Here is a 23,229-nt window from a genome sequence, read left to right as displayed (position 1 = left end):
CGCCTGTGGTCGCCGAATTCCAGTCCGATGCAACCGAAGTCGAGCAGCAAGCGCCGCCGCGGCTGGCGCGTCTTACCCTCTACAGCGTGCTTGCGCTAATTGCCTTCGCCGTCACCTGGGCATCCGTTTCGCAAGTGGAGATGATCGTCACGGCGCAGGGGAAATTGACCACGATACGTCCAAACTTGGTCGTGCAGCCGTTGGAAACGTCGGTCATACGCGAGATCCACGTCAAGGCCGGTGATCGCGTCAACCGCGGTGACGTTCTGGCTACGCTCGATCCGACTTTCTCGCAGGCGGATCTCGATCAATTGCGCGGCAAAGTGGCTGGATTCGATGCGTCGATCGATCGCCTGGGCGCCGAATTGAATGGAAACAACTATTCCGTCACGGAGCTCTCGAATGCGGACCAGATCCTGCAGGGCAAGTTGTTCTTGCAGAGGAGGGCCGCTTATGAAGCGCAGATCCAGAACTACGACGCACAGATCGCTTCCGCTCAAGCCAATCTTGCGACAGCGCAGAACGAAGAGGTGGTTCTCCTTCAGCGACTCGACACGATGCGTGCAATTGAAGCCATGCGCACCACGCTCATGGACAAAGAGGTCGGTTCGAGGCTGAACTTCCTATTGTCTCGCGATGCACGGCTCGAGGTCGAGAGCAATTTGGCGCGCGTTCGTGGAAGTATCGTCGATAGTGCGCATCGGCTGGATAAGGCCCGTGCTGACCAGAAGGTCTTCGCCGAGGAGTTTCGTCGGACCACCTACCAGGAACTGGTGGAGACCGTGCCGAAGCGCAATAGCGCAGCAGAGGAATTGAAGAAAGCCGATCTTCGTCGGCAGCTGATCGTCCTGCAGGCGCCGGCAGATGCCGTGGTGCTGGAGATCGCAAACCGGACAGTCGGCTCGGTGGTTCGCGAAGCGGAAACGCTGTTTGTCCTGGTTCCTCGTGACGTGCCTCTTCAGGCGGAGGTCAATGTCGAGGGTCGGGATATCGGTCAGGTGGCGCTTGGACAAGCGGTCCGGATCAAGTTCGAAGCGTTTCCTTTCCAGAAATATGGAACTGCGACGGGGGAAGTCCGCGTCATCAGTCAGGACACGTTCTCGCCGGACCCGAAGGCCGAAGGTGCGCGCCGCGCGCCAGCTCCCTATTACCGCGTACTGGTCGATTTGTCCGACACGCACCTTCGGCTGCCGGCTGAGCGCATTCAACTGATTCCGGGTATGGCGGTGACGGCCGAACTGAAAGCTGGCAAGCGCACCGTGATCTCCTATTTCCTCTATCCATTGCTCCGCGGATTGGATGAAAGCATTCGGGAATACTGATCCGGCTTGGGACGGGGATTGACCATGATCATTAGTTCGAATTTTGGGGTGAAGCTCGTGGTGCCGACCGCGGAGAGTAAGCTCTCTCAGAATTCACCACTGGTGAACTACGCGCTCAATGGGCTGGAACGTTGTTGGCTACCTGAACACCGCCGGTGGTCGCATATTTACCACCTTGATGGACGTTCTTCGCCAAACGAGTCGATACCAAACAGCGACGTATTTTATACCCTCAACGTTCTGCTCGGGATGTCGCGCGTTGCTGGAATTCCAAGTGGCATCGATCTGCCCGAAATATTCCGTCGGAACGCTCTGCTACTCACGAGGCTCCCGGTACGCAAGTACGCCTTCGGTATGGCGCTATGGGCCGCCGCCGAGCTCGGCCTCCCAATACCGGAGCCGGTCAGATGCGAGACGAGAGCCATTCTTGCGGATGAGTCTGGGTGGAGGAGCTTCCGTGCGCAGGATCTTGGCATGCTGCTCACGGGAGTCGTGGCTCAGTCGAGGGCAGGCGAGAATGAGTGGGTGCGCTACGCCAAGCCGCTTTATCGTTTCCTGAAGGAACGCTTTCACAGCGAATCGGGATTGTTCTTCGATGCACCGTTCGGCTTTCGGCGCCGTTTCTCGTCATTTGCGACGCAGACCTATCTCTCAATCGCCTGCTATCAATATGGTGAATTCGCCGGCGATGCGTCCGCGCTTGTCATGGCCGATACTTGTGTGCGCAACCTGATAGCGCTTCAAGGCTCACAAGGCGAATGGCCTTGGTTCTTCGACGCGCAGAGCGGCCGCGTCATTGATTTCTACGAAATCTATTCGGTCCATCAGTATGGAATGGCCCCGGCACTGCTGGAATGGGCTGAGCGCTTTGGGCGGCGGGGATCGCGCGACGCGTTGGTTAAGGGATTCAATTGGGTATTTGGCCATAACCAACTGTGCCGGGTCATGCTCGTGCCTGAACTGAACCTGACCCTCCGATCGCAGGTTCGCAAAGGTGAATTGACAACAAAGGCGCCGCGGGTCATGCGCGCACTCAAGAACGCCTGGCTCGGAAACGGGGCGCGGTTGATCGATGACGCTGACGTGGAAGTTCGACTTGAGTGCCGCAGCTACGAACTGGGTTGGATCCTGTGGTCATTCGGCCGGCGTACCGACTTGCCGGAGCTGACCCACAATTGTGCCTTTGGCGGCGCCTGACGGAATTGCCGGTTCGCTAACGATTCCAAGCGACTGCTCGGCGGCCTCGTAGGTGCGAGAGCATCGTCATGGCGCGGTGCGCTCGGACAGCACACAATACGGCAATAGCTTTGAGGCGGATGCCGCTACCGTGTAGGCGGTCGCTGGTGAGCACAGTCACAGCGTTTGGCGCGAGTGACGCGAGGACGAGCAAAGCTTGCGCGATCCAGCGCAATTGCCAAATAGGTTTACCTTCCGCCATATTGCGATAGTGCGCGATGTGTCGATCCCATTTAGCGTAGAGCTCCTGGAGAGAGCCCCGGGCCGGATGGAAGACGATCATTTCCGGGGTGTATCGAAATCGAAGTCCGGCGCGCAGCGCACGCTCCCCCCACTCCATATCTTCGGCGACATCAATGCCAGCGAAAGGGCCGACGCGATCGAAGTCGCGGCGAAACACCGCCATATTGCCGGTGCCGGAATAACCGTGGCGCTCGATATAGAGTTTGAAGCGAAAAGCAAAGACGCTCTCGTAAGCCGCAATGGCGTCAAGCGTCGCATTTTCCGGCTGCCAAATGCGAACATCGCCCCCGAGAACTGTGCCAGCCGGCGACAAACTAGACCATTTCATCACGCTGCTCAGCCAATCCTGATGGGCCCTACAATCGGCATCGATGAAGGCGAGGATCTCGCCGTGGGCAGCAGCGACGCCCGCGTTTCGTGCCGGGCCGGGACCTGGATGCGGTTCGTGCTGAAGCTGTACGCCAGGATGACCGGCAACGACGTCCGTTGGGGGCGTTGCCGAGCCGTTGTCCACCACAATGATCTCGAATGCCTGACGCGTCAGGGTCTGTGCGTCGAGGCTACGCAAACAAGTTTCCAGGGCATCAGGCTGGTTGAGGTGGGGAATAATGACCGAAATCATCGGTTAATTCCTTTATTTAATTCATGTTAGATCTGCTGCCTGCCCGTTTGCACGGCGCCTCGCATATTCTACGGGCGCAGCGAGATTCGCTCGATTTAAATCTTGCAATTAAATATTGCTTGCGTATTATCTCAATAATAATCTTAAATGCAAACTTAAATCGGTCGAATCCTCTGGGAGATAGGTTCCAATGCGCGCCTCATTTCTGGGATGCCCCATCGACCTCCTGACAATGGCGGAAACCATCGAACTGGCGCGCGGGGCCATGCGCAGCCGCCGGCGGTTGCAACATGTGGCGCTGAATGTCGCCAAATTCGTCAATATGCGATCCGATCCCGTGCTCGCGGCCGATGTCGCCAACAGCGATGTTGTCGGCATCGACGGCATGGGGATTGTTTGGGGCGCTCGAGCACTGGGGCTTCCGGCGACGTCGCGGGTCGCGGGTGTGGATCTCCTCGCCGAGTTGCTCGCGGTATGTGCGCATGAAGGCTTCAAGCCTTATTTTTTGGGAGCCACTTCCGCTGTACTGCAGCAGGCGATGCAAGGCGCGCGCGAGAGGCATCCTTCACTTGTCTTTGCGGGCTGGCACGACGGCTACTTCAAACGCGAGCAGGAGAATGACGTCGTCCGGGACATCCAATCCAGCGGGGCCGATTGTCTCTTCATCGGCATGCCGACACCCCGCAAGGAGCGCTTTCTCGCCGCTTACCGCGATGATCTCGGCGTACCTTTTATCATGGGTGTCGGTGGTGCATTCGATATTCTGGCAGGCACTGTTCGGCGCGCGCCGGTCCAGATTCAGAGGCTCGGCCTCGAATGGCTGTACCGCATCTATCAGGAGCCTGGGCGGATGTGGTGGCGATACGCCACGACGAACACGCTGTTTGCGGGCGTTCTGGCGCAAGCCCTTATCAGGCAGGCGCTTCGGCACCCGTTTGGCGCGCCCGGCGCAGTTCCGCCTGGTCCGAGCCGGATCGGAGGGTGAGGCGTGCGCAAGCATTTTTTCATCCTTCTGGGAACCCGGCCGGAAGCAATCAAGCTCTTTCCGGTCATCAACCGGCTCAAGGCCGAGAAGCGCAAAGACATCTCCATAACGATCTGTGCGACTGCACAGCACCGGCAGCTGCTTGATCAAGTCCTCAAGCTGGCCAAAGTGGTCCCGGATTTTGACCTGAACGTCATGACGACCAATCAGTCTCTCGATCATCTGACCGCCCGCCTGCTCGGACAAATCGGCGAACTCCTCGAAAAGTTGAAGCCCACCAGGGTTATTGTCCAAGGCGACACCGCAACGGCGATGACGGGTGCACTGGCATCCTATTATCATCGTATACCGGTCTCGCACATCGAGGCCGGACTGCGCAGCGGTGACATCTTCGCGCCGTGGCCCGAGGAGGTGAACCGCAAGATCGTCGGCTCGATCGCCGATCAACATTTTGCCCCAACAGAGCGCGCGGCGCGCGCGTTGCGTTCTGAAAACGTCTCGGATGACCGCATTCACGTCACCGGAAACACGGTGGTGGACGCTCTCATCCTCGCGAAAGCCATGGTCGAATCCGATCCAGGACTCTCGTGCCGCTGGGATGGCATCAAGAAACGACACGGCAATCGGCGCATCATCCTGGTGACCTGCCATCGCAGGGAAAACTTCGGCGGCGGCGTCCTTAACATCGTGAACGCGTTGGAGACCATCCTGCGCAGGGAGGACGTTGCTGTAGTGCTCCCCGTGCATCCGAATCCGAATGTCCGCGACCTGTTTGCGTCTCGGTTTTCGGACCACCCGCGGGTCGTCCTTACCTCCCCTCAGGAATACACGGATTTTGTGAGCCTGCTCTCGTTATCTTATCTGGTCCTGACAGATTCAGGCGGCGTACAGGAGGAGGCCCCCACTTTCGGGAAGCCAGTCCTGGTGATGCGCGAGACAACCGAGCGTCCCGAGGGAATAGAAGCGGGAACGGCGCGCCTGGTTGGTGCGAACTACGAAAGGATCGTTGCGGAGACATTTCGCCTCCTCGACGATGACGAGACTTATGCAGCCATGGCGCGTTCGCACAATCCGTTTGGTGACGGGCACGCGAGCGAGCGGATCGTGAAGGTCCTTCTCGATGCCTGAATTCCAAAAGATCAATGTCGTTGGACTTGGCTATATCGGTCTGCCGACCGCAGCGCTTATCGCGAGTCGAGGTCTGCAGGTGGTTGGCATCGATACCAATGAGCGCATCGTCGACACCGTTGCGTCTGGCAAAATTCATATCGCCGAGCCCGATCTGGACGGTCTCGTCTCCAAGGTTGTGTCGAGTGGCGCGCTCACGACGTCCAAAAGGCCGCAGCCGGCCGACGTTTTCATCATCGCAGTGCCGACGCCGATCGATCACGAGAACCGCCCAGACTTGTCAAGCGTGAATGCCGCAGTCGACAATATCGTAGACCTACTTGCGCCGGGCAATCTTGTCATTCTTGAATCGACATCGCCCATCGGAACCACCGAAGCCATCGCAAAGCGGATCGTTGAACGCAGGCCAGAGCTGCACATAGGCGTCAACGGCAAGGAGGATGGAGCGATTTACGTGGCCTACTGTCCCGAACGCGTGTTGCCGGGACGGATTTTGACCGAGCTTATCAACAATGACAGGTGCATCGGCGGGATTACGCCGACCTGCACGCGGCGTGCTCAACGGTTCTACAAAATGTTCGTTCGCGGCGCTTGCGTCGGCACAACGGCGCGCGCGGCCGAGCTGGTGAAGCTGACGGAAAATGCCTTCCGCGATACCAACATAGCATTTGCCAATGAACTCTCGCTGATTTGCGACAGGTTCGACATCAACGTCTGGGAGGTGATCGACATCGCCAACCGCCACCCTCGCGTAAACGTATTGCGGCCGGGACCGGGAGTGGGTGGCCACTGTATTGCGGTCGACCCCTGGTTCATCATCGATTCTGCGCCGGACCTCGCGCGTGTGATGCGAACGAGCCGAGAAGTCAACAATGCCAAAACGCAGAAGATCATCGAGCGCACAGAGGCGCTGATCGACGATCATCCCTATGCGAACGTTGCGTGTTGTGGATTGACCTTCAAGGCCAATGTCGACGACTTGCGTGAAAGCCCGGCCATGGAGATAGCCACGCATCTCGCGGCCAAATACGGCGAACGGATCAAGGTTGTCGAACCGAATTTGCGCCGTCTGCCTCCTCAGTTGGCCGACTATCGTGTTGCTTTCGTGAACATCGAGGAGGCCCTGCGCAGCTGCGAGATCGCGATTCTTCTCGTCGATCATGATGAGTTCAAAATGGTGCCGTTATCAGAGCGCCGGCATCTCGACGTCATTGATACGCGCGGCATATGGCAGGATATGCCGGCGCGGACATAAGGCATAGTGCCGTAACCCGAATGAATCGAGGTTAGCATGCGAGATAGCCAGTTGGGAATCGGGGTCGTGGGATACGGCTATTGGGGCCCCAATCTCGTTCGCAATTTCTCGATCAATCCCACCGCCCGCGTTGTCAGCGTGAGCGACCTCGATCCAGGCAGGCTCGGCGCCATGGGGCAGGTTTACCCCGGGGTAGCAACGACCACTCGCTATGATGATCTGCTGAAGGATACCTCCATTGATGCGATCGCTATCGCTACGCCGGTGCACACACATTACGAGCTGGCAATTGCGGCGTTGAGGGCTGGCAAGCACGTGTTGGTCGAGAAGCCTCTTGCGCCGAGCGCCGAACTAGTGATCCGCTTGATCGACGAGGCGGACCGGCGCGGATTGACGCTGATGGTCGACCACACCTTTCTCTATACGCCAGCGGTTCAGAAGATTCGTGAGCTCTTGCTGAAGCGAGAGCTCGGGGACATCTACTACTACGATAGCACGCGCTCGAGCCTCGGGTTGTTTCAAAAAGACGTAAATGTGATCTGGGATCTGGCGGTGCACGACATCTCGATCATCGATCATATCTTCGATGAGGAGCCGATCGCGGTCTCGGCAACGGGTTCGTGCCATGTTGTCGGTTCGCCGGAAAACATGGCCCACATCACATTGTTCTTTGCCAACGCATGTGTGGCTCACGTCAGCGTCAACTGGTTATCGCCTGTCAAGGTACGCCAGACGTTCATTGGCGGCAGCAAGAAGATGATCGTTTATGACGATCTCGAACCGACCGAAAAGGTCAAGATCTATGATAAGGGAATTACGCTCGATACGACTCCCGAGGATGCGCATCAATTTCGGATCGGATATCGCGCCGGCGACATGTGGGCTCCGCACATCTCGCCCAAGGAGGCGCTGCAAACGGAGATCGAGCATTTTGTCGACTGCGTGCGCACCGGCGGGCAGCCGATTTCCAGCGGCATGTCTGGGCTGCGAGTGATCGAGGTGCTTGAGGCAGCTTCGCGATCAATCGCCGAACAGGGCAAACCAGTCGCGATCAGGCAGTTGCCGCGCAGGATACCGCAGCGGGCCCGGGCCACGGCTTAATTGGCGGTTTGGTCGTGGCTGTTCGCCAGCCGAGCTCCGCGACGGAGTCGTGATGAATTCAGTGCAGCGTTCAGTCTTGTTTTCTGCAGTGGACCGCTATGCCGGTCTTGTGTTGTTCTTCGTCTCGACCGCAGTGCTTTCGCGCCTGCTGACGCCGAGCGAGTTTGGGGTTTTTGCGGTTGTCAATGCGCTTACCGCCGTGATCGCAGCCGCTTTTCAGGAATTTGGAGGGGCGAATTACCTGATTCAGAAACGTGAGCTCTCGCGCGGGACTATTCGCACAGCGTTCACCATCACCTTGGGGATCTCACTGGCAATTGCGCTGATTCTGTTTGCCACGGCCGATGTTGTATCGCGAATCTTTGCACAGGACAGTCTAAGGCGAGGTATCGAGGTTTCTGCGCTAAATCTCCTGCTTGTACCGGTCTCCGGAACGTTGATCGCCTTGTTTCGTCGTGACATGCAGTTCGGGACGCTCGCGATCTGCAATCTCGCAAGCAACATGGTGGTCGCGCTGGTTTCGATCGGACTGGCAGTATTGAACTTCAGCTACATGGCTCCGATCTGGGGTGGTGTGGCAGGGAGCATGGTTCTCACGGCCATGCTGCTGAGCTGGTATCGGGATTTCAGTGTATTACGTCCTTCGCTGTCCGAATACCGAGACGTCCTCGAATTCGGTCTCTATTCCAGCGGCGTCAGCCTCATCAATGTCTTCTACAACCTCGCGCCCCAGCTCTTTCTTGCGAAGATTCTCGATTTTACGGCTGTAGGTCTCTACAGCCGGGCGATCAACCTGACCCAGGTGTTCGACAGGCTCGTCACGCAGGTGGTGAACCCGATCATCATGCCGGCGATTGTGACGAAACGTGCAGCCGGGGCAGATTTAAAAGGCGTGTATCTGGATGCGGTCGAACTGCTTTCCGCGGTGCAGTGGCCATTCCTCACGTTCGTGGCGATTATGGCAAGGCCGATCGTTTTGATCTGGCTCGGTGAAGCCTGGCTGGAAGTAGCGCTGTTAGTGCGCATTCTTTGCCTCGCAAATCTGGCGCTGTTTGCCGCGTGTCTGACGTATCCTGTTTTCCTGGCAGTTGGACGCGTGCGCGACGCGCTTGTCTCGTCCTGCATCTCGATACCACCATCGCTCCTCGCCCTCCTGTGTGCGTCCGTTTTTGGCGTGGAGGCAGTCGCAGCGTGTGCGTTGCTGACGTTGCCATTCCAAGCAGCAGTGGCGATCTACTATCTCAGTCCACATCTGGCGCTGCGACCGGCCGAGTTTGGCCGTGCTGTGCTGAAAAGCGGTGTCGTCACGATGGCGACCGCCTCGGGAGCAGCCATCTGTGCGGTGTTGATCGAGGCGGGAACTCTTAATCTCATTGTAGGGCTTATATCAGCGTTGGTGGTCGCCGCCTTCTGCTGGTTGTGGGGACTGATCGTGACAGGGCATCCCCTGCTGCAGCACCTTCGTCAAGCGGCAGCAGGTCTTGCCGAGATGGCGCCCAGGCTGCTCGCGTCACGCCCGGTACTGTAAAGGCTTGCTTGGCTGTAGAGACAGGAAAACTGACATGCCAATAGAGAACACCCAGCTTGGCCGCGATGTCCGCATCCTGCATTCGGACCTAGTCAACTTGTATGGTTGCGCCGTTGGCGACGAGAGCAGGATCGGAACCTTTGTCGAGATCCAGGCTGGGGCACAGATAGGTGCGCGTTGTAAGATATCGTCGCACAGTTTCATCTGCGAGGGCGTCACGATCGAGGACGAAGTGTTTGTTGGTCATGGTGTGATGTTCACGAACGATAAATTTCCGAAGGCAACAACCGCGGATGGTCGTCCTCAGCAAGCTTCGGACTGGACACTGCAGCGCACTCATGTCGGTAGGGGAGCTTCCATCGGCTCGAACGCGACCATTCTGTGCGGTGTGACGATCGGTGCGGGTGCCTCCGTAGGCGCGGGTGCGGTGGTGACGAAGGACGTTCCGCCCGGCGCCATCGTCGCCGGAGTGCCCGCTCGGCTTCTGTCCGGAACTGAAAACACCGTTCTGGGCGATCGAGGCTCGTCAGTCGCGCTTTCATAAGCCATTTTAAATCGAGAGATATATGTTATCGAAGTTAAGGCTTGATTTAATATAATAATGCGAGTTAATTGTTACTATAATTTTGCTCCAATCCAAGGTCTTGAATCTTGATACCTTTCCTGGATTTGAAAGCCCAATATTCCCAGATCAAGCCGGAAATCGACGCCGCGATAGCGAGGGTCGTCAGCAGCGGGCACTTTGTGCTTGGGCCGGAGGTGACGGCCTTTGAGGGACGCTTTGCGGACTATTGCCGGACCGCCCATTGCCGCGCCGTGAACAGCGGCACTTCGGCGCTTCACCTTGCCCTGCTTGCGGCCGGCGTCGGACCCGGTGACGAAGTCATCACAGTATCCATGACGTTCGTCGCGACAACCGCGGCCATTCTCTACAGCGGCGCCAGGCCGGTGTTTGTCGACGTCGACCCGGTAACGTGGACGATGGATCCCGGCTTGATCGAAGCTGCGATAACGCCGCGAACCAAAGCGATCCTGCCGGTTCACCTCCACGGGCTGATGGCCGACATGGATCCGATAATGGCGATCGCGCGTCGTCACGGTCTTGTCGTCATTGAAGACGCCGCGCAGGCGCACGGCGCGGAATACCGGGGACGCCGCGCAGGCTCGATTGGCGATCTGGGATGCTTCAGCTTTTACCCCGGCAAGAATCTTGGAGCGTTTGGCGAGGGTGGGGCGCTCGTAACCGATCGGTCTGATTTCGCGCGACGCGTGTCATTGCTGCGCGATTGGGGGCAGGAGGCGAAATACCACCACGTGATCCCCGGATATAACTATCGCATGGACGAAATTCAGAGCGCGCTGCTGAACGTCAAGCTGGACTACATCGAGCGCTGGACGGAAGCGCGTCGGTCGCTCGCTGAGCGATACAATGCACTGCTATCTGATCTCCCATTCGCGCGTCCCCAGCCGCCCCGCTACGCCCGTCACGTGTATCACGTCTATTCGGTCAGATTGCAGCGGCGCGACGACGCGCTGACGCTATTGCGTGATGCCGGCATTGGTGCCGGGATCCACTATCCCGTTCCGGTGCATCTGCAAAGAGCCTATGCAGAACTCGGTTATCGTGCCGGTGATCTCCCCGTCACTGAGATGCTTGCGAACGAGTTCCTCTCTCTTCCCATTTATCCGGAGATGCTGCCGGAACAGGCGGCCGAAGTTGTCGCCACATTGAGGAACGCGGCGGCCCTGCGGCCCAGCGAAGCCGTTAGTGACAGGGCGGAGCATCCACAAAGCGTCATGACATGGTCCCACAACAGGAGAGCGTCTTGATTGATCTCAAGGGAAAGCGCGTTCTGGTCACCGGCGGGGCGGGATTCATTGGCTCCCACATCGTTGATCTGCTCTGCGACGAGGGCTGTATCGAGATTGTTGCCATAGACAACATGATAAGAGGCCGGCCGGAAAATCTCCGGCGCGCGCTCGGGCGTGGGCCGGTGAGATTGGTTCACGGCGACATACGCGATCGCAAGCTGATGGAAGCGCTGGTCAAGGCTGCCGATATCGTCTTTCACCAGGCCGCACTCCGCATCACTCATTGTGCGGCCGAACCACGCCTTGCCAAGGAGGTCATGGTGGATGCCACCTATGACCTGCTGGAGCTGTGCATCAAGCACGATATCGAGAAGATCATCGCAGCGTCGTCGGCGTCCGTATATGGCATGGCCGAGGAGTTTCCGACGACCGAGCGGCAGAATCCATACAACAACCGAACTCTCTATGGAGCCGCCAAGGCGTTCAACGAGGGCCTACTGCGGGCCTTCAACGATGTATGCGGCCTCGACTACGTGGCATTCCGATATTTCAACGTCTACGGTAGCCGGATGGATATCCACGGACGGTACACCGAGGTCCTGATCCGCTGGATGGAGCGGCTGGAGGCCGGATTACCTCCCATTATATTTGGCGACGGCCGTCAGACCATGGATTTCGTCCACGTCCGCGACATCGCGCGTGCCAACATCCTTGCGGCCAGGGCAAAGATCACTGACGAGGTCTTCAACGTCGGCAGCGGCACTGAAACCAGCCTGACCGAGCTGGCTACGGTGCTTGCGTCGGTGATGGGACGCCGCGGCCTGACACCCGAATTCGCGCCGGAGCGCTCGGTCAATCCGGTGCCACGACGGCTGGCATCGACCGGCAAGGCAGAGCGTTTGCTGGGATTCCGCACCACGGTTTCGCTTGAGCAGGGGCTCGCCGATCTCGTGAAATGGTGGCGATCCGAACGCGACCTCGCTTCGGACCGTCAGCGGCAGGCGGCGGCATCGTGATTCCGATCGCGGCGCCGCTGCTTGCGGACGAGGAGGCTGATGCTGCGCGCGCCGTCGTGCTGTCGGGCTGGGTGTCGCAGGGTCCGCAGGTGGCCGCGTTCGAGGGCGAGTTCGCTGCACTTGTTGGCGCGCCGCACGCCTGTGCCGTCGCCAATTGCACGACCGCCCTGCAGCTCGCCTTGGCAGCGTTGGATATCGGCACCGGCGACGAGGTGATCACGGTCAGCCATTCCTTCATTGCGACCGCGAACGTCATCCGATATCAGGGCGCCACTCCGGTTTTTGTCGATATCCACCCGGAGACCTACAATCTGGATTGCGCTCAGCTGGCCGAAGCCATCACCGAGCGCACCCGCGCGATCATCGCGGTCCATCAGATGGGCATGCCGTGTGATATGGCAGCGCTCATGGCCGTAGCGCGCCGCCACGGCATCGCGGTGATCGAGGACGCGGCCTGTGGTGCCGGATCGCAGATCCGGATGAACGGGGAATGGGAGCCGATCGGCAAGCCGCATGGAGACATTGCGTGCTTTTCCTTTCATCCGCGAAAGGTGATCACGACGGGCGAGGGTGGAATGCTCACCACTGCGGATGCCGAGCTTGATCGCAAGTTCAGGCTGCTGCGCCAGCACGGTATGAGCGTTCCGGATATCGTGCGTCACGGGTCGCAGCGTGTCATTTTCGAGGAGTACGTCCTTGTCGGCTACAATTATCGAATGACGGATATGCAGGCTGCGATAGGGCGCAAACAGCTCGAGCGGCTTCCAGAACTGGTAGCACGCCGGCGAGCCGTCGCCGCCAAATATGCCGAACAGCTCGGAAATCTGGAAGGGCTGCGGTTACCAACCGAACCGGCGTGGGCCAGATCGAACTGGCAGAGCTATTGCGTGCGTCTCCCGGACCGTCTCGACCAACGCATCTCTATGCAACATCTTCTCGATAAGGGAATCGCGACCCGCCGCGGGATCATGTGCTCGCACCGTGAGCGGCCTTACGCCGAGACGAGGCAACGGCACGACCTTCGTCAATCTGAACTTGCACAGGACAGGTCGATCCTGCTGCCCCTCTATGCGCAGATGACGGATGCAGACCTGCTGAGCGTTGTTGCGGCGCTGAAAGCCGAGATAGCCCTATGATGAGTGCAGCATATCTATGAGAATCCTGGTCGCAATCGCCAACTACGGCCATGCAAATGACCGATACTTGGATCGGGTGATCAAAGAATACCGATCCATGCAGTTCGGTGTCGACGTGGTAGTTCTCTCAGATATCGAAAAGGCCGTTCCGCCCGCTGTCGAGTGTCTTGTTGGGCTCCCAACTAAAGATCCCTGGTCACTTCCGTTTCTGCACAAGAAGCTATTCCTGGACCGGCTCAATTTGTACGATCTGTTCATCTACTCGGAAGATGACATTCTAATAACCGAAGAGAATATCCGCGCTTTTCTGGACGTTAAGTCTGTCCTGAAAGAAGACGAGATCGCCGGATTCTTGCGGGTTGAATATGGTCCGGATGGGGAGCGCAACTTTCCCGAGGCGCATGGTCATTTCCGCTGGGATTGTGAATCGGTCAGAGTTAGGGGAAGGTATACTCTCGCCCATTTCACGAACGAGCACTCAGCCTGCTACATATTAACCCAGCAACAGCTGGCGAAAGCGATTGCTTCAGGCGGCTTCCTGGTGGCGCCGCATGAGGGAGAGTACGATCTTCTTTGCAGCGCTGCCACTGACCCGTATACCCAATGCGGTTTCAGGAAATTCATTGCCATCTCGCACATAGAGCAATTCTGGGTGCATCATTTGCCGAACAAGTATATCGGCCATTTTGGTGTAGACCAACACGAATTGGGCTCTCAAATATCAGCGTTGTTGGAGATCGCCTCCCGGGAGCAAAGGCCTTGTCCGCTGCTGAATACCGAGACCAGCTTGTGGCACAAGATGTATTCGAAAGATTTCTATGAACCGATCAGAAACGAAGTCTTGAGCCTGATCCCCAAGAGCGCCGTACGCATCCTGTCGATCGGTTCAGCTTCCGGCGCTAATGAACTTCGGTTGCTTGAGACGGGCAAACGGGTGGTCGCGGTACCACTTGATGACGTCATAAGCAGCGAATCGGCTGCACGTGGGCTTCAGATGGTGTCAGGAGATTTCGATACTGCTCGTGCAAAGATCGCCTCAATGAGATTTGACTGCATCTTGTTTCTCAACGTTTTGCAGTTCGTTCATCGTCCTGAGCATTTGCTGAGACTGTTTGTCGATGCCCTCGCGCCAGGAGGGACAGTCCTCATTACGGCACCGAACAGGCCGTACGTCCGTTATTGGTGGCGGCGGAAGGGCAGTAGTGGGCCGCGCCATAGGCGGCTTAGCTTCGAAACGACGAGAATTCACAACATATCAACCTCGGTAATTCGAAGTTGGTGTGTCGAGTCGGGACTCTCGATGGAGAGAACATCGAAAGTCGTTTCACCCCGCACCAACGGACCCAAACAAAATCGTTTTTCCTCCCTTTTTGCCTCGGATGTCGTCGCCCTGGCAAGGAGAGTGGATAATCCGAATGAACGCAAAGGTTCGAAGAGAAACGATGGAAACGCGGGCGAGCCGCTATGACAAACCGAAAAGACGGTCGCGCTTGTAACTCGGAACGTACCGAATACTACAGGCATTCACGCGAGGAAATTAGGTCGCTCTTGCCAAATGAAGCATCAAGGATCTTAGAGGTCGGGCCGGGCGGCGGTTACACGCTGCGTTGGCTGAGATCGATCTATCCGAACGTCATGACCGTGGGGGTCGAGGTCAACCGCGAGCTCAAGGAAGAGTTGGAGGAAAACGCGGATATAGCCGTTATCGGCAATATCGATGATTGTGCATCCGACCTTGGCGAGTTCGACCTCGTCTTACTTCTTGATGTACTAGAGCACCTGCCGGACCCCGGGAGGACACTTCGATCGATCAGCGACCTTCTAACGGAGGGCGGCCGCATTATCGTTTCGGTGCCAAACGTTGCACATTTGAGTGTAGCGCTGCCGCTGCTCTTCCGGCGGAAATTTACTTATCGGGATTCCGGGATTCTTGATCGCACGCATTTGAGGTTCTTTGTCGAAGGAACGGCGGTTGAACTTCTGAACGATGCTGATCTAATCGTCACAGATGGTTTGGTTGCCGGCATCGAAGGACCAAAATCGAGGCTGATCGACTGTCTCTCGCTCGGAGTCCTTCGTCACCACCTGGTCAAGCAGTATATCATGGCCGGGCAACGACGCGGCGATGCTCCGGCACAACCAAAGATCGGTTGGAGGAGAGCGGCCACCGTGGGCGCAACGGAGGGACGCCGGTGAGCTCCATAGATGTAGTCATCCCCTGCTATCGGTATGGGCATTTTCTAAGAGATTGCGTCCAAACCGTTCTGACGCAATCCGGGGTGACGTTGCGCGTGCTGATTATCGACGACGCGTCACCGGATAACACGGCCGAAGTTGCACAGGAGCTGGCTCGCGAGGACCCACGGGTCAACGTTCTCAAACACGCATCCAATCGGGGGCACATCGCAACGTTCAACGAAGGGATCACCTGGGCGGCGGCCGACTACATGGTGCTGCTTTCTGCGGATGACTGTCTGTTGCCTGGCGCCCTTACGAGGTCAGCCCGCCTGATGGATGATTACCCTTCTGTCGGTCTAGTTTTTGGTCGAGCCATCGTGCAAGAAGGTGATCGAAGGGAAGTCGTGGCTACTCCCCCAGGTTTGGGACCGGGAACACGGATATTGTCTGGAATTGAGTTCATCCATCTCAGCCGGGCCAAGAACATCGTGCTCGCGCCCACCGTAGTGGTTCGAACGAGCCTACAGAAGCAACTGGGCGGATATTCAGCGCAACTGACGCACAGTGGGGATATGGAGATGTGGTTGCGATTTGCCGCGCACGCCGAGATCGGATTTATTGACCAGGCTCAGGCTGTTTATCGACGGCATACGGCCAATATGTCAACGACATACTCGCCGGAGCAGGATCTCGCGCAACGAAAGGAGGCATTTGAAGTATTCCTTGGCAGTTGCGCTCCGGTGCTTGCAAACATTGATGATCTTCGAGCCTGGTTCGTCCACGAACTGGCGCTTGACGCGGTAAGGAGTGCGAGCCGTGCGTTCAACGAGGGAGCAACGGGACTTTCGGAGCGGCTTTGTGACGCTGCATTGAAAATCGACCCAAGGGTCGAAGGAACGCCGCCTTGGTTAGCTCTGGCTTGCAAACGGCGTTTGGGCCGTCGTGCATGGCAGATTCTACAGCCGGCCGCCGATCGAGTACGGCAGATGCTGGTGCGGTAGTGGGCAAAGCCTGACCGGCCCTCGTGCTGCGCCGATGCGCTGGATCGGTGCAGTTCTCACCCATTTGACGGAATCTTGTGGGCATAGCCTGTCACGAGGGGCGTGCTGGGTTGGAATAGGGAGCGCGCGAAGAAGATTTCGTGTCTGGTCACCATTGCGTGCTTGGTGAAGAAGCCTGTGAGTGAGAGAGGCGTGTAGCTCGGCAGGCGGATCACAGCGTGGAGAAGGCGGGCCCATCGCACCCCAATTCACGCGCGCTTATGGTCGCGCGTGAACCAGGGAAATGTCAGCGGTCATCAACGGCATCCGCTCGTCCGCGAGCATTTGGTATTCGGTCATAGATGCCTCGCGAAGAGACGCGCGAATCCCCAGACAAAGACCCCAGAATATCCAAAGAAAGTGCCAGTAATGAACGGTCAGGCCGGTGAGCATCGTCAGTACGAGCGCTGTCGTAAATCCCCAATGTAGAGGATCGCTAGTGACCTTGCTGGCGCTTCGCCTTGCTGGCAGAATAGCTGCAATGTTGGTGAGGGCCACCAGCACAATCATGGGGATGCCGAAGCGTATCGCCAGCTGCAACCAGACGCAATCGATGGTGTAGTCCAATATTTCATTGTTCAATGGGTTGAAGGCGAATCCGGTCCATGGCTCTTGGCCGATTTTCACTAAAGCCAGATCCCAGATCATCAACCTGAAGTATCCTGACACTGGATCGAGTGTCAGATGGGAGATGATCCAGCCGATCGGATGATTGGCAATGAAGAAGATAGCCAGTATCACTCCCGCAACGGCAAGCCAGAACACGCTCCAACGCCATGAATAATTCTTCATAAGGCATTCGTATGCGAAGGCGACTATGGCAATGATGAACGACAGCAAAGGTGCGGAGGACATTGATAATATGCATCCAAGAAGGCACAAGCCCACCCACCATGTTCGTTTTGCAAGGGTCTGTTCGTAAGTCATCAACAATGCTCCGGACAGAGTGCAAAACGTGCCGAACAGAATGGGGTGGTCAAATGTCGATGAAGTCCTCAGCAGGTCCGCGCGAAAATCAGGCTGCAGCAGGGGAGCGCTGTGGAAAATGCCAGCCAGAGTTGTGTGCACCATAAGTCTTCCGGTGATGCTGTCTGCGAGTGCCAGGAACACGACGATGATCAAAAATTTCTTCAGCACTCGAATGAATGTGGAAACGGCGTATCCGAAAAACAGTCCTCGGGCCACAAAGTAACCTCCGACGTACTCCAGGCACACTGCCACCGCAGATGATAGGCTGCCGTCACCTCCGACATACGCCGCCGCCCCGACCATCCAGATGCCGGTTATGGCCGCGAGATAGTCACTTGCTATAAAGTGGCGATCAGCCTTTGTAAGTCGGACAAGGGCCGGCATGAGCAGTATCAAGACGGCAATCCTGCCGACCGTGAGTTTGGCGCCGGACGCATCGACGGCGACGAGACCTCCAGGAAGCAGGATTGCCAGGAGGGCAACGTAACACGCGATGGCGCCTGCATTTCGGGGCGCCGGCCGCGATTGTTCGCGATTCACAAGTGCCGAATGGGATAGCGTTGACTTCATTGCTCTCGCGTCCAATGTTCTGGATAAGCTGCAATCAGGATGCAACGGCTTGTTCGAAAACCTGCGCGTATTGCTGGATACACGCCTCTGTGTTGAAGCGGACCTTCGCCTCACTTGCGAGAGTCGCGCGAGAAGCCGCCCAATGCTCTCGATTTACGATGATCGAACCCATCGCTGAGACAAGGGCGGCTCTGTTGCTCTGAGGCCGAAATCTCTCACGCGCAACTCTATCCCATGTTACGGTTTCGGGATTTTCCAGGGGGTTGGGCACGAGGTGGCCATGTCTTCCGTCCAGACCAATTTGTTCGCGGGCCCCGCCGACATCGCTCATCACAACGGGTAGGCCTGTGCAAAGAGCCTCCATTGGGGCGAGGGGCCATCCCTCAAAGAAGGAGTTGAGAACGAAGCAATCGGCCGCCGAGAGCAATGGAGACGGGTTGGAAATATTGTCGCGAAGATGAATTCTATGGCGCTCGGGGATCTTCTTGTGAAGGAGCTGCAGCTGTTTCATATAGACGGGATCATCCGCGCGACCCGATAGGACGAGATGCGCATGCGGAAATAATTCTGCGACCTCTGCAAAGGCGACCAGCAGACCGTAGGCGTTCTTCTGCATGACGTGACGGGCCAGCGACACGAACAGAAACTCATCTTGAAGACCCAGCCACTTCCTTGCCGCGGTTCGGTCAGTCATCTGCCGGTGGGTAGAATTGAAACCGTTGGGTATCGTGCAAATCGCATCGGCGCTGAATGCCGGGTTGCCACGCAAGTATTGCCGTCGTACCAGATCGCTCACGGCAATCAGAAAACGAATATTGCGACTTCTGGGTCCCTCTGCTCGCCAATCGGTTCCGATTGGGGTTGGAGCGGCGTGCAGCGTCTCGACGACCGGTATTCCCAGCTCGTGGGCCGCCTGGACCAGCCAGTCTGGAGGCGCATGAGCGCTGATAACGTCCGGTCGTTGTTCCCTGAGCCACCCGCGGCTTTCAGATGGGGATTTATGGATGACCTCAATCCCTTCTTCTCGCAGCGCGCGCATGAGACGCCCGCCGGTCACAGCCGGATCTGTTACCATGACCGTGGATTTGATACCTCTGTCGGGCAGGCGCCGAGCAAGAAATGCCACGAACTCGTCGATACCGCCGGCGTCCAAGACGCTCGTCGAAATCAAGCAAGATAGGCGTCGGTCAGGTCGGTCTGGCCGATCAAGACGTGAGGGGACGCACGTGGCGGCCTGATTTAAGTCAATTGTGGGAGTGGCACCGTTCGAAATCATTCCCTCGCGGACGATCAGCGGCGAATTCCAACCTTCGACGGGTGCAGGACCACCCTGAAGACGCGAGAGCATGGCAAGTCCTGTTTGCCTTAGGACGCGAGGAATGAGCCAGGAGCGGCGCTGTGCCCAAAGAGCGGTGGTGACCACGGGGGAAAAGCGGGATACCGAAAATTGGCTCACAATTGGCTCCTGGACCGGGAAAATCCTGCATCGCTATTTAAATAGTGTCCATCGATTTATAGCAGATATTCAATATTTAATAAATCGGCCATGCGCCGCTGGGCTAATGAATAAACACGAACAACAGACCTATCGTGATAAAGAGTTCACCCGGCTGCTGCGGCTCGCTGGAAGTTCGACACGCGAACGCTCGTCGGCGGTGGCAGAGTTGGCGTGGCCAGGACCTGGCTCTGTCACAAACGATCGGGACGTGTTGAACGTTCTCAGTTCCAGCACCTCTAGCGGCAAGCGTCTCGTCTATCGAAGGAGATTTCAGGCCGGCCTGTTCTACCGTTTATCCCATGCCATAAGCCCGCGATCGTAAGCATGGCAGCCGCTGGAGCACCAAGCAGAAGATATCTCAGTGCGTACAACATCCAAATCGCGGAGTGAAAGATCCAGCGCCACCCGGCTCGACGCCGAGAATAGAGGATACCGTTCCGGGCGGACAGGTAGACCGACAAATGGGACTGATCTCTTGGGTCTGCAGCCGATCCGATGGTCGTGCCTCCCACGTGGCGTATCAGCGCCCCTTCAGCGACTCCGATCCGGTGGTTGGCCCGCCGCCGACCCCAGTCGAGGTCTTCCATATAGAGGAAGTAATCGTCCATCATTAACCCTACATCAGCGATGAAGTCTCTTGTCACAAGGACACAAGCACCGCTGATCGCATCGATCTTTTCAACCATTTCCGGTGTAAGGCGACGCCCCGCAGGTGAGTTTCGGCCAACAGCCGTCACTCGCCCCGTAAGAGTGGACCATCGAAGCCCATAATTGGCTACCTTGTTCGGGGAATCGTCGAATACCAGAACCCCGCCAACCATTCCGTATCCCTCGGCGGCTTTGGCCACCAACTGTGATAGACATGTCTCAACAACCTCGGTGTCCGGATTGAGAACGAGCACAGCCTGCCATCCGGGTTGACCGAGCAATCTCTCGAGCCATGCATTAACTCCGCCGCCGTAGCCGAGATTATCAATTGCGAGCGCTACCCTGACCAAATTGGAGCGGGATCGAAATCGACATTTCGCCACGCGGGCCAGTCGGCCTCCCGGTCGATCCAGTTGATCCGAGCAATCTTCCATTTGCTGCAATGTGCTGTGTTCGTGCGCAATGACCTCCATCAAAGACGCATAAGCTTCCTGGCCGCCATTCTCACAGATGAAAACATCAAAATTCTCGAAGTCGGACTGGGCAAGTGACTTCAAGCAACGATCCACGTCGTCAGGGTTTCCGTACGATACGATGAGGACCGCTATCTTTGTGACTTCCGGCCCGGTATTTGACATCGCTCCCTCGCTCCGGAGGATGACGGCCGTCGCAAACCTTGACTTGCCGCCATGGGGTCGAAATTGCGGCCCCGCCCGGCTGGCCACGTTTAATAACGTAGTAAATTAAATTGTTTTTTGCAATCAATATAATGTTGAAATGGTTAAAGGGGCGATTTATAGTCCGCTGGAAAATACTCGCCGTACGGAAGTAGCGATTGATTGAAGTGTCACAGGTCATTGAACATAGCGGGTATCAGAAGGCTGCCTCGAGCAGTTTCCGGCTGGCGCGATTTTCGATCTTTCTCGATCTGGTGAACTCGATCCCAAGGACCGATCGTCCGTTGCGTATTCTCGATATTGGCGGAGTCGAAGCCTATTGGTCGGACAAGAGGCACCTGATCGCCCGACCGACGGAAATAACGCTACTCAATCTGGAAGGGGGCGGGCCGCCAAAGGCTGGCTTCACATCTTGCCGGGGCAACGCCTGCCATATGCCTGAATTCGCGGACAATAGCTTTGATGTGATCCATTCGAATTCGGTCATTGAGCACGTCGGTCAATGGTCGAGCATGATGGCCATGGCAAACGAGATCCGGCGCATCGCTCCCAATTATTTTGTACAAACCCCCTACTATTGGTTTCCGGTCGAACCGCACGCGAGAACGCCCTTTCTGCATTGGCTTCCCGAATCGCTGAAGTTCCGGCTTGTAATGGCTCGGAAGTGTGGTCCCTACTGGTCCAAAGCTGCGACCGTCGACGAGGCGATGAAGACGATACAGAGCTCATCCCTGCTGGACAAGCGTATGTTCGCGGCATTGTTTCCCGACGCGGCGATCATCTCCGAGAAAATTCTCGGCGCAACTAAATCCCTTATGGCTGTGCGAAAGCGCTTTTGACTTGTGAAGAGTAGCGTGAATAGGCGGTCGTCCTTATCCTGGCGAGGTCGATTGATCGCCGAAGGCAGGAGGGCGCGGCTGCGGTGTTGACCGATAGAGGGCGCCTTTCTGACGGAGCGCAGATAACCGGCGCGAGAGACCTTGAACCGCGCTGCGGGTTAAATGTTGCGTATGCCAAGCCACCCCGGAACGAATGGATGAAATGGATGATCGGACTTCTCATCTTTTGTTCAAGAAGGGGGCGAGCAGGCCGCATCGAGCAATAGCAGGCGCGTGTGATGGTCGTTTTAGAATGAAATCCTGGCTCTATTTGGTAGCCGCGCTGGTGATAGTCGCATCTTCCGATGAAGATGATTTCCGCACCGCGCCCGAGAGGAGCGGCAAGGTCGAATGTACGGCTAACCGCTGCGATGCCAGTGAGCAAAGGGTTTCATCGGCAGCACCTCAGCATCCGGAATTGCTGAAACGGTATGCCATGACGCCGGGCTGGAATGTCGCCGGCGTCGATTATGCAGTCGGGGCGACATCGACATCGCTCAAGGATCCGGCGACGATCGCGATGGCGGGTGTTTCGATAGATACGTCGAGCCGCACGATAACGGTTAGCGGAAGCAATATCACGCTTGATGGGTATGATTTTTCCCTTCACGGCGGATATCAGGTGAACGTCGCAGGTGCGAATGCGACGATTTCAAATAGTAATTTTGCGATTGGCACCAACCAGGGATCATATCTGATCTACGGAAGCTCGGCGGCGTCCAATCTGACCATCACGCACAATACCTTTGATGGCAGCACCATCGGAAACGCAACGTCGTTCATCGGCTTCGCGGGTTCGGGCCAGGTCACGATGGAGTACAACTGGTTCAAGGAATTTCCGCAGCACGTCGTCGAATTCACGCAGGCAAACGGCAGCCCAAGCTTCTCCGTTGTCTATAAATATAATCTGGTCGAGCAAGGGGCGATTGAAGACGGCGCCCATCTGAACTTCCTGCAGTTCGGCGGCGGCACCGCGGGCTCGGTGGATGTCGAGTTTAACACCACCTATCAGACGCCGCAGGCGTCGGGGGGCGAGGGCTTCCAGTTCTACAGCAATACTCAGGGCGGGGTGATCCAGAATGCCGTCATGGCATACAACACGATGATTGCGGCCGGTGGATCCGCCGGTTCAGCGATGTCGTATATGGTTCATGCCAATTCCTATAACGACAACAGTTCTGCCCTCAGTGGCAGCGTGCATGACAACTTCTTTGATCTGCAGGCGGCGTGGGGGGCATTCTACTCCGCTCCGAACGGCTGGTCGTTCTCCAACAATATGGATATGCGAAGCGGTCAGGTGGTCAATTCGAATAATGCGAGATCAGCCACTAAATTCCATAAGGAATCGCGACCACGGCCAACTTCTCGCTGATGTCTCGTTTGCACG

General features: G+C 57.2%; 20 protein-coding genes. 16 read left to right on the top strand and 4 right to left on the bottom strand.

Going from position 1 to position 23,229, the window contains the following annotated elements; translation table 11 throughout:
- Positions 1-5 precede the first annotated feature (5 nt).
- Both GWG65_RS13715 and GWG65_RS13710 read left to right on the top strand, forming a co-directional pair.
- Positions 6-1,322 carry an HlyD family type I secretion periplasmic adaptor subunit gene (locus GWG65_RS13715; RefSeq protein ID WP_275196090.1) on the top strand — a complete coding sequence of 439 codons (1,317 nt, stop codon included), beginning with the start codon at positions 6-8 and terminating at the stop codon, positions 1,320-1,322.
- 24 nt (positions 1,323-1,346) lie between these two features.
- Entirely contained in the window at positions 1,347-2,519 is a 1,173-nt protein-coding gene (locus GWG65_RS13710) for a hypothetical protein (protein WP_275196146.1), read from the top strand.
- Between the two features lie 16 nt (positions 2,520-2,535).
- Here the strand turns inward: GWG65_RS13710 and GWG65_RS13705 are convergent, their stop codons facing one another.
- Positions 2,536-3,423 carry a glycosyltransferase gene (locus GWG65_RS13705; protein WP_275196089.1) on the bottom strand — a complete coding sequence of 296 codons (888 nt, stop codon included), beginning with the start codon at positions 3,421-3,423 and terminating at the stop codon, positions 2,536-2,538.
- A gap of 190 nt (positions 3,424-3,613) precedes the next feature.
- Between GWG65_RS13705 and GWG65_RS13700 the strand changes: the two genes are divergently transcribed.
- From GWG65_RS13700 to GWG65_RS13645, 12 genes are all read left to right on the top strand, one after another.
- Positions 3,614-4,408, top strand: a complete 795-nt coding sequence (locus GWG65_RS13700) for a WecB/TagA/CpsF family glycosyltransferase (protein ID WP_275196088.1) — start codon at positions 3,614-3,616, stop codon at positions 4,406-4,408.
- 3 nt (positions 4,409-4,411) lie between these two features.
- On the top strand, positions 4,412-5,536 hold the full coding sequence (gene wecB, locus GWG65_RS13695) for a UDP-N-acetylglucosamine 2-epimerase (non-hydrolyzing) (protein ID WP_275196087.1): 1,125 nt from the start codon (positions 4,412-4,414) through the stop codon (positions 5,534-5,536).
- Positions 5,529-6,791, top strand: coding sequence for a UDP-N-acetyl-D-mannosamine dehydrogenase (gene wecC, locus GWG65_RS13690; RefSeq protein WP_275196086.1), 1,263 nt, complete (start codon positions 5,529-5,531; stop codon positions 6,789-6,791). The genes wecB and wecC overlap by 8 nt, the downstream gene beginning before the upstream one ends.
- Positions 6,792-6,827: 36 nt before the next feature.
- A complete protein-coding gene (locus GWG65_RS13685) occupies positions 6,828-7,892 on the top strand; it encodes a Gfo/Idh/MocA family oxidoreductase (RefSeq protein ID WP_275196085.1) in 1,065 nt (354 codons plus the stop codon).
- A gap of 52 nt (positions 7,893-7,944) precedes the next feature.
- Positions 7,945-9,420 (top strand): oligosaccharide flippase family protein, encoded by a 1,476-nt coding sequence (locus GWG65_RS13680; RefSeq protein ID WP_275196084.1) that lies wholly within the window; start codon positions 7,945-7,947, stop codon positions 9,418-9,420.
- A gap of 34 nt (positions 9,421-9,454) precedes the next feature.
- A complete protein-coding gene (locus GWG65_RS13675) occupies positions 9,455-9,964 on the top strand; it encodes an acyltransferase (RefSeq protein WP_275196083.1) in 510 nt (169 codons plus the stop codon).
- A gap of 107 nt (positions 9,965-10,071) precedes the next feature.
- Entirely contained in the window at positions 10,072-11,250 is a 1,179-nt protein-coding gene (locus tag GWG65_RS13670) for a DegT/DnrJ/EryC1/StrS family aminotransferase (RefSeq protein ID WP_275196082.1), read from the top strand.
- Complete coding sequence (locus GWG65_RS13665) at positions 11,247-12,248, top strand: NAD-dependent epimerase/dehydratase family protein (RefSeq protein WP_275196081.1); 1,002 nt, start codon at positions 11,247-11,249, stop codon at positions 12,246-12,248. The genes GWG65_RS13670 and GWG65_RS13665 overlap by 4 nt, the downstream gene beginning before the upstream one ends.
- Complete coding sequence (locus GWG65_RS13660) at positions 12,245-13,384, top strand: DegT/DnrJ/EryC1/StrS family aminotransferase (RefSeq protein WP_275196080.1); 1,140 nt, start codon at positions 12,245-12,247, stop codon at positions 13,382-13,384. The genes GWG65_RS13665 and GWG65_RS13660 overlap by 4 nt, the downstream gene beginning before the upstream one ends.
- A 16-nt stretch (positions 13,385-13,400) precedes the next feature.
- Positions 13,401-14,852 (top strand): methyltransferase domain-containing protein, encoded by a 1,452-nt coding sequence (locus GWG65_RS13655; RefSeq protein ID WP_275196079.1) that lies wholly within the window; start codon positions 13,401-13,403, stop codon positions 14,850-14,852.
- On the top strand, positions 14,849-15,580 hold the full coding sequence (locus GWG65_RS13650; RefSeq protein WP_275196078.1) for a methyltransferase domain-containing protein: 732 nt from the start codon (positions 14,849-14,851) through the stop codon (positions 15,578-15,580). Before GWG65_RS13655 ends, GWG65_RS13650 begins: the two co-directional genes overlap by 4 nt.
- A complete protein-coding gene (locus GWG65_RS13645) occupies positions 15,577-16,563 on the top strand; it encodes a glycosyltransferase family 2 protein (RefSeq protein WP_275196077.1) in 987 nt (328 codons plus the stop codon). Before GWG65_RS13650 ends, GWG65_RS13645 begins: the two co-directional genes overlap by 4 nt.
- 258 nt (positions 16,564-16,821) lie before the next feature.
- On the opposite strand, the gene GWG65_RS13640 is transcribed toward GWG65_RS13645, so the two are convergent.
- The 3 genes from GWG65_RS13640 to GWG65_RS13630 all read right to left on the bottom strand — a co-directional run bounded on the left by GWG65_RS13640 (position 16,822) and on the right by GWG65_RS13630 (position 20,925).
- Positions 16,822-18,141: a hypothetical protein gene (locus GWG65_RS13640; protein WP_275196076.1), complete on the bottom strand. Its 1,320-nt coding sequence runs from the start codon at positions 18,139-18,141 to the stop codon at positions 16,822-16,824.
- Positions 18,142-18,175: 34 nt separating this feature from the next.
- Positions 18,176-19,294, bottom strand: a complete 1,119-nt coding sequence (locus tag GWG65_RS13635) for a glycosyltransferase family 4 protein (protein WP_275196075.1) — start codon at positions 19,292-19,294, stop codon at positions 18,176-18,178.
- A 581-nt stretch (positions 19,295-19,875) separates the two neighbouring features.
- Complete coding sequence (locus GWG65_RS13630) at positions 19,876-20,925, bottom strand: glycosyltransferase family 2 protein (RefSeq protein WP_275196074.1); 1,050 nt, start codon at positions 20,923-20,925, stop codon at positions 19,876-19,878.
- 206 nt (positions 20,926-21,131) lie between these two features.
- Here GWG65_RS13630 and GWG65_RS13625 point away from each other — a divergent pair, with 206 nt between their 5' ends.
- Together GWG65_RS13625 and GWG65_RS13620 are read left to right on the top strand one after the other, a co-directional pair.
- Positions 21,132-21,803, top strand: coding sequence for a methyltransferase domain-containing protein (locus GWG65_RS13625; protein WP_275196145.1), 672 nt, complete (start codon positions 21,132-21,134; stop codon positions 21,801-21,803).
- A 292-nt stretch (positions 21,804-22,095) separates the two neighbouring features.
- Complete coding sequence (locus tag GWG65_RS13620) at positions 22,096-23,214, top strand: hypothetical protein (protein WP_275196073.1); 1,119 nt, start codon at positions 22,096-22,098, stop codon at positions 23,212-23,214.
- Positions 23,215-23,229 lie beyond the last annotated feature (15 nt).

Origin of the sequence: Bradyrhizobium sp. CSA207, from assembly GCF_029051685.1 — a bacterium.
In the GTDB taxonomy this organism is placed as follows: domain Bacteria; phylum Pseudomonadota; class Alphaproteobacteria; order Rhizobiales; family Xanthobacteraceae; genus Bradyrhizobium.
Note: the sequence above shows the minus strand (reverse complement) of the source record. Positions and strands in the feature narration are given on the sequence as shown.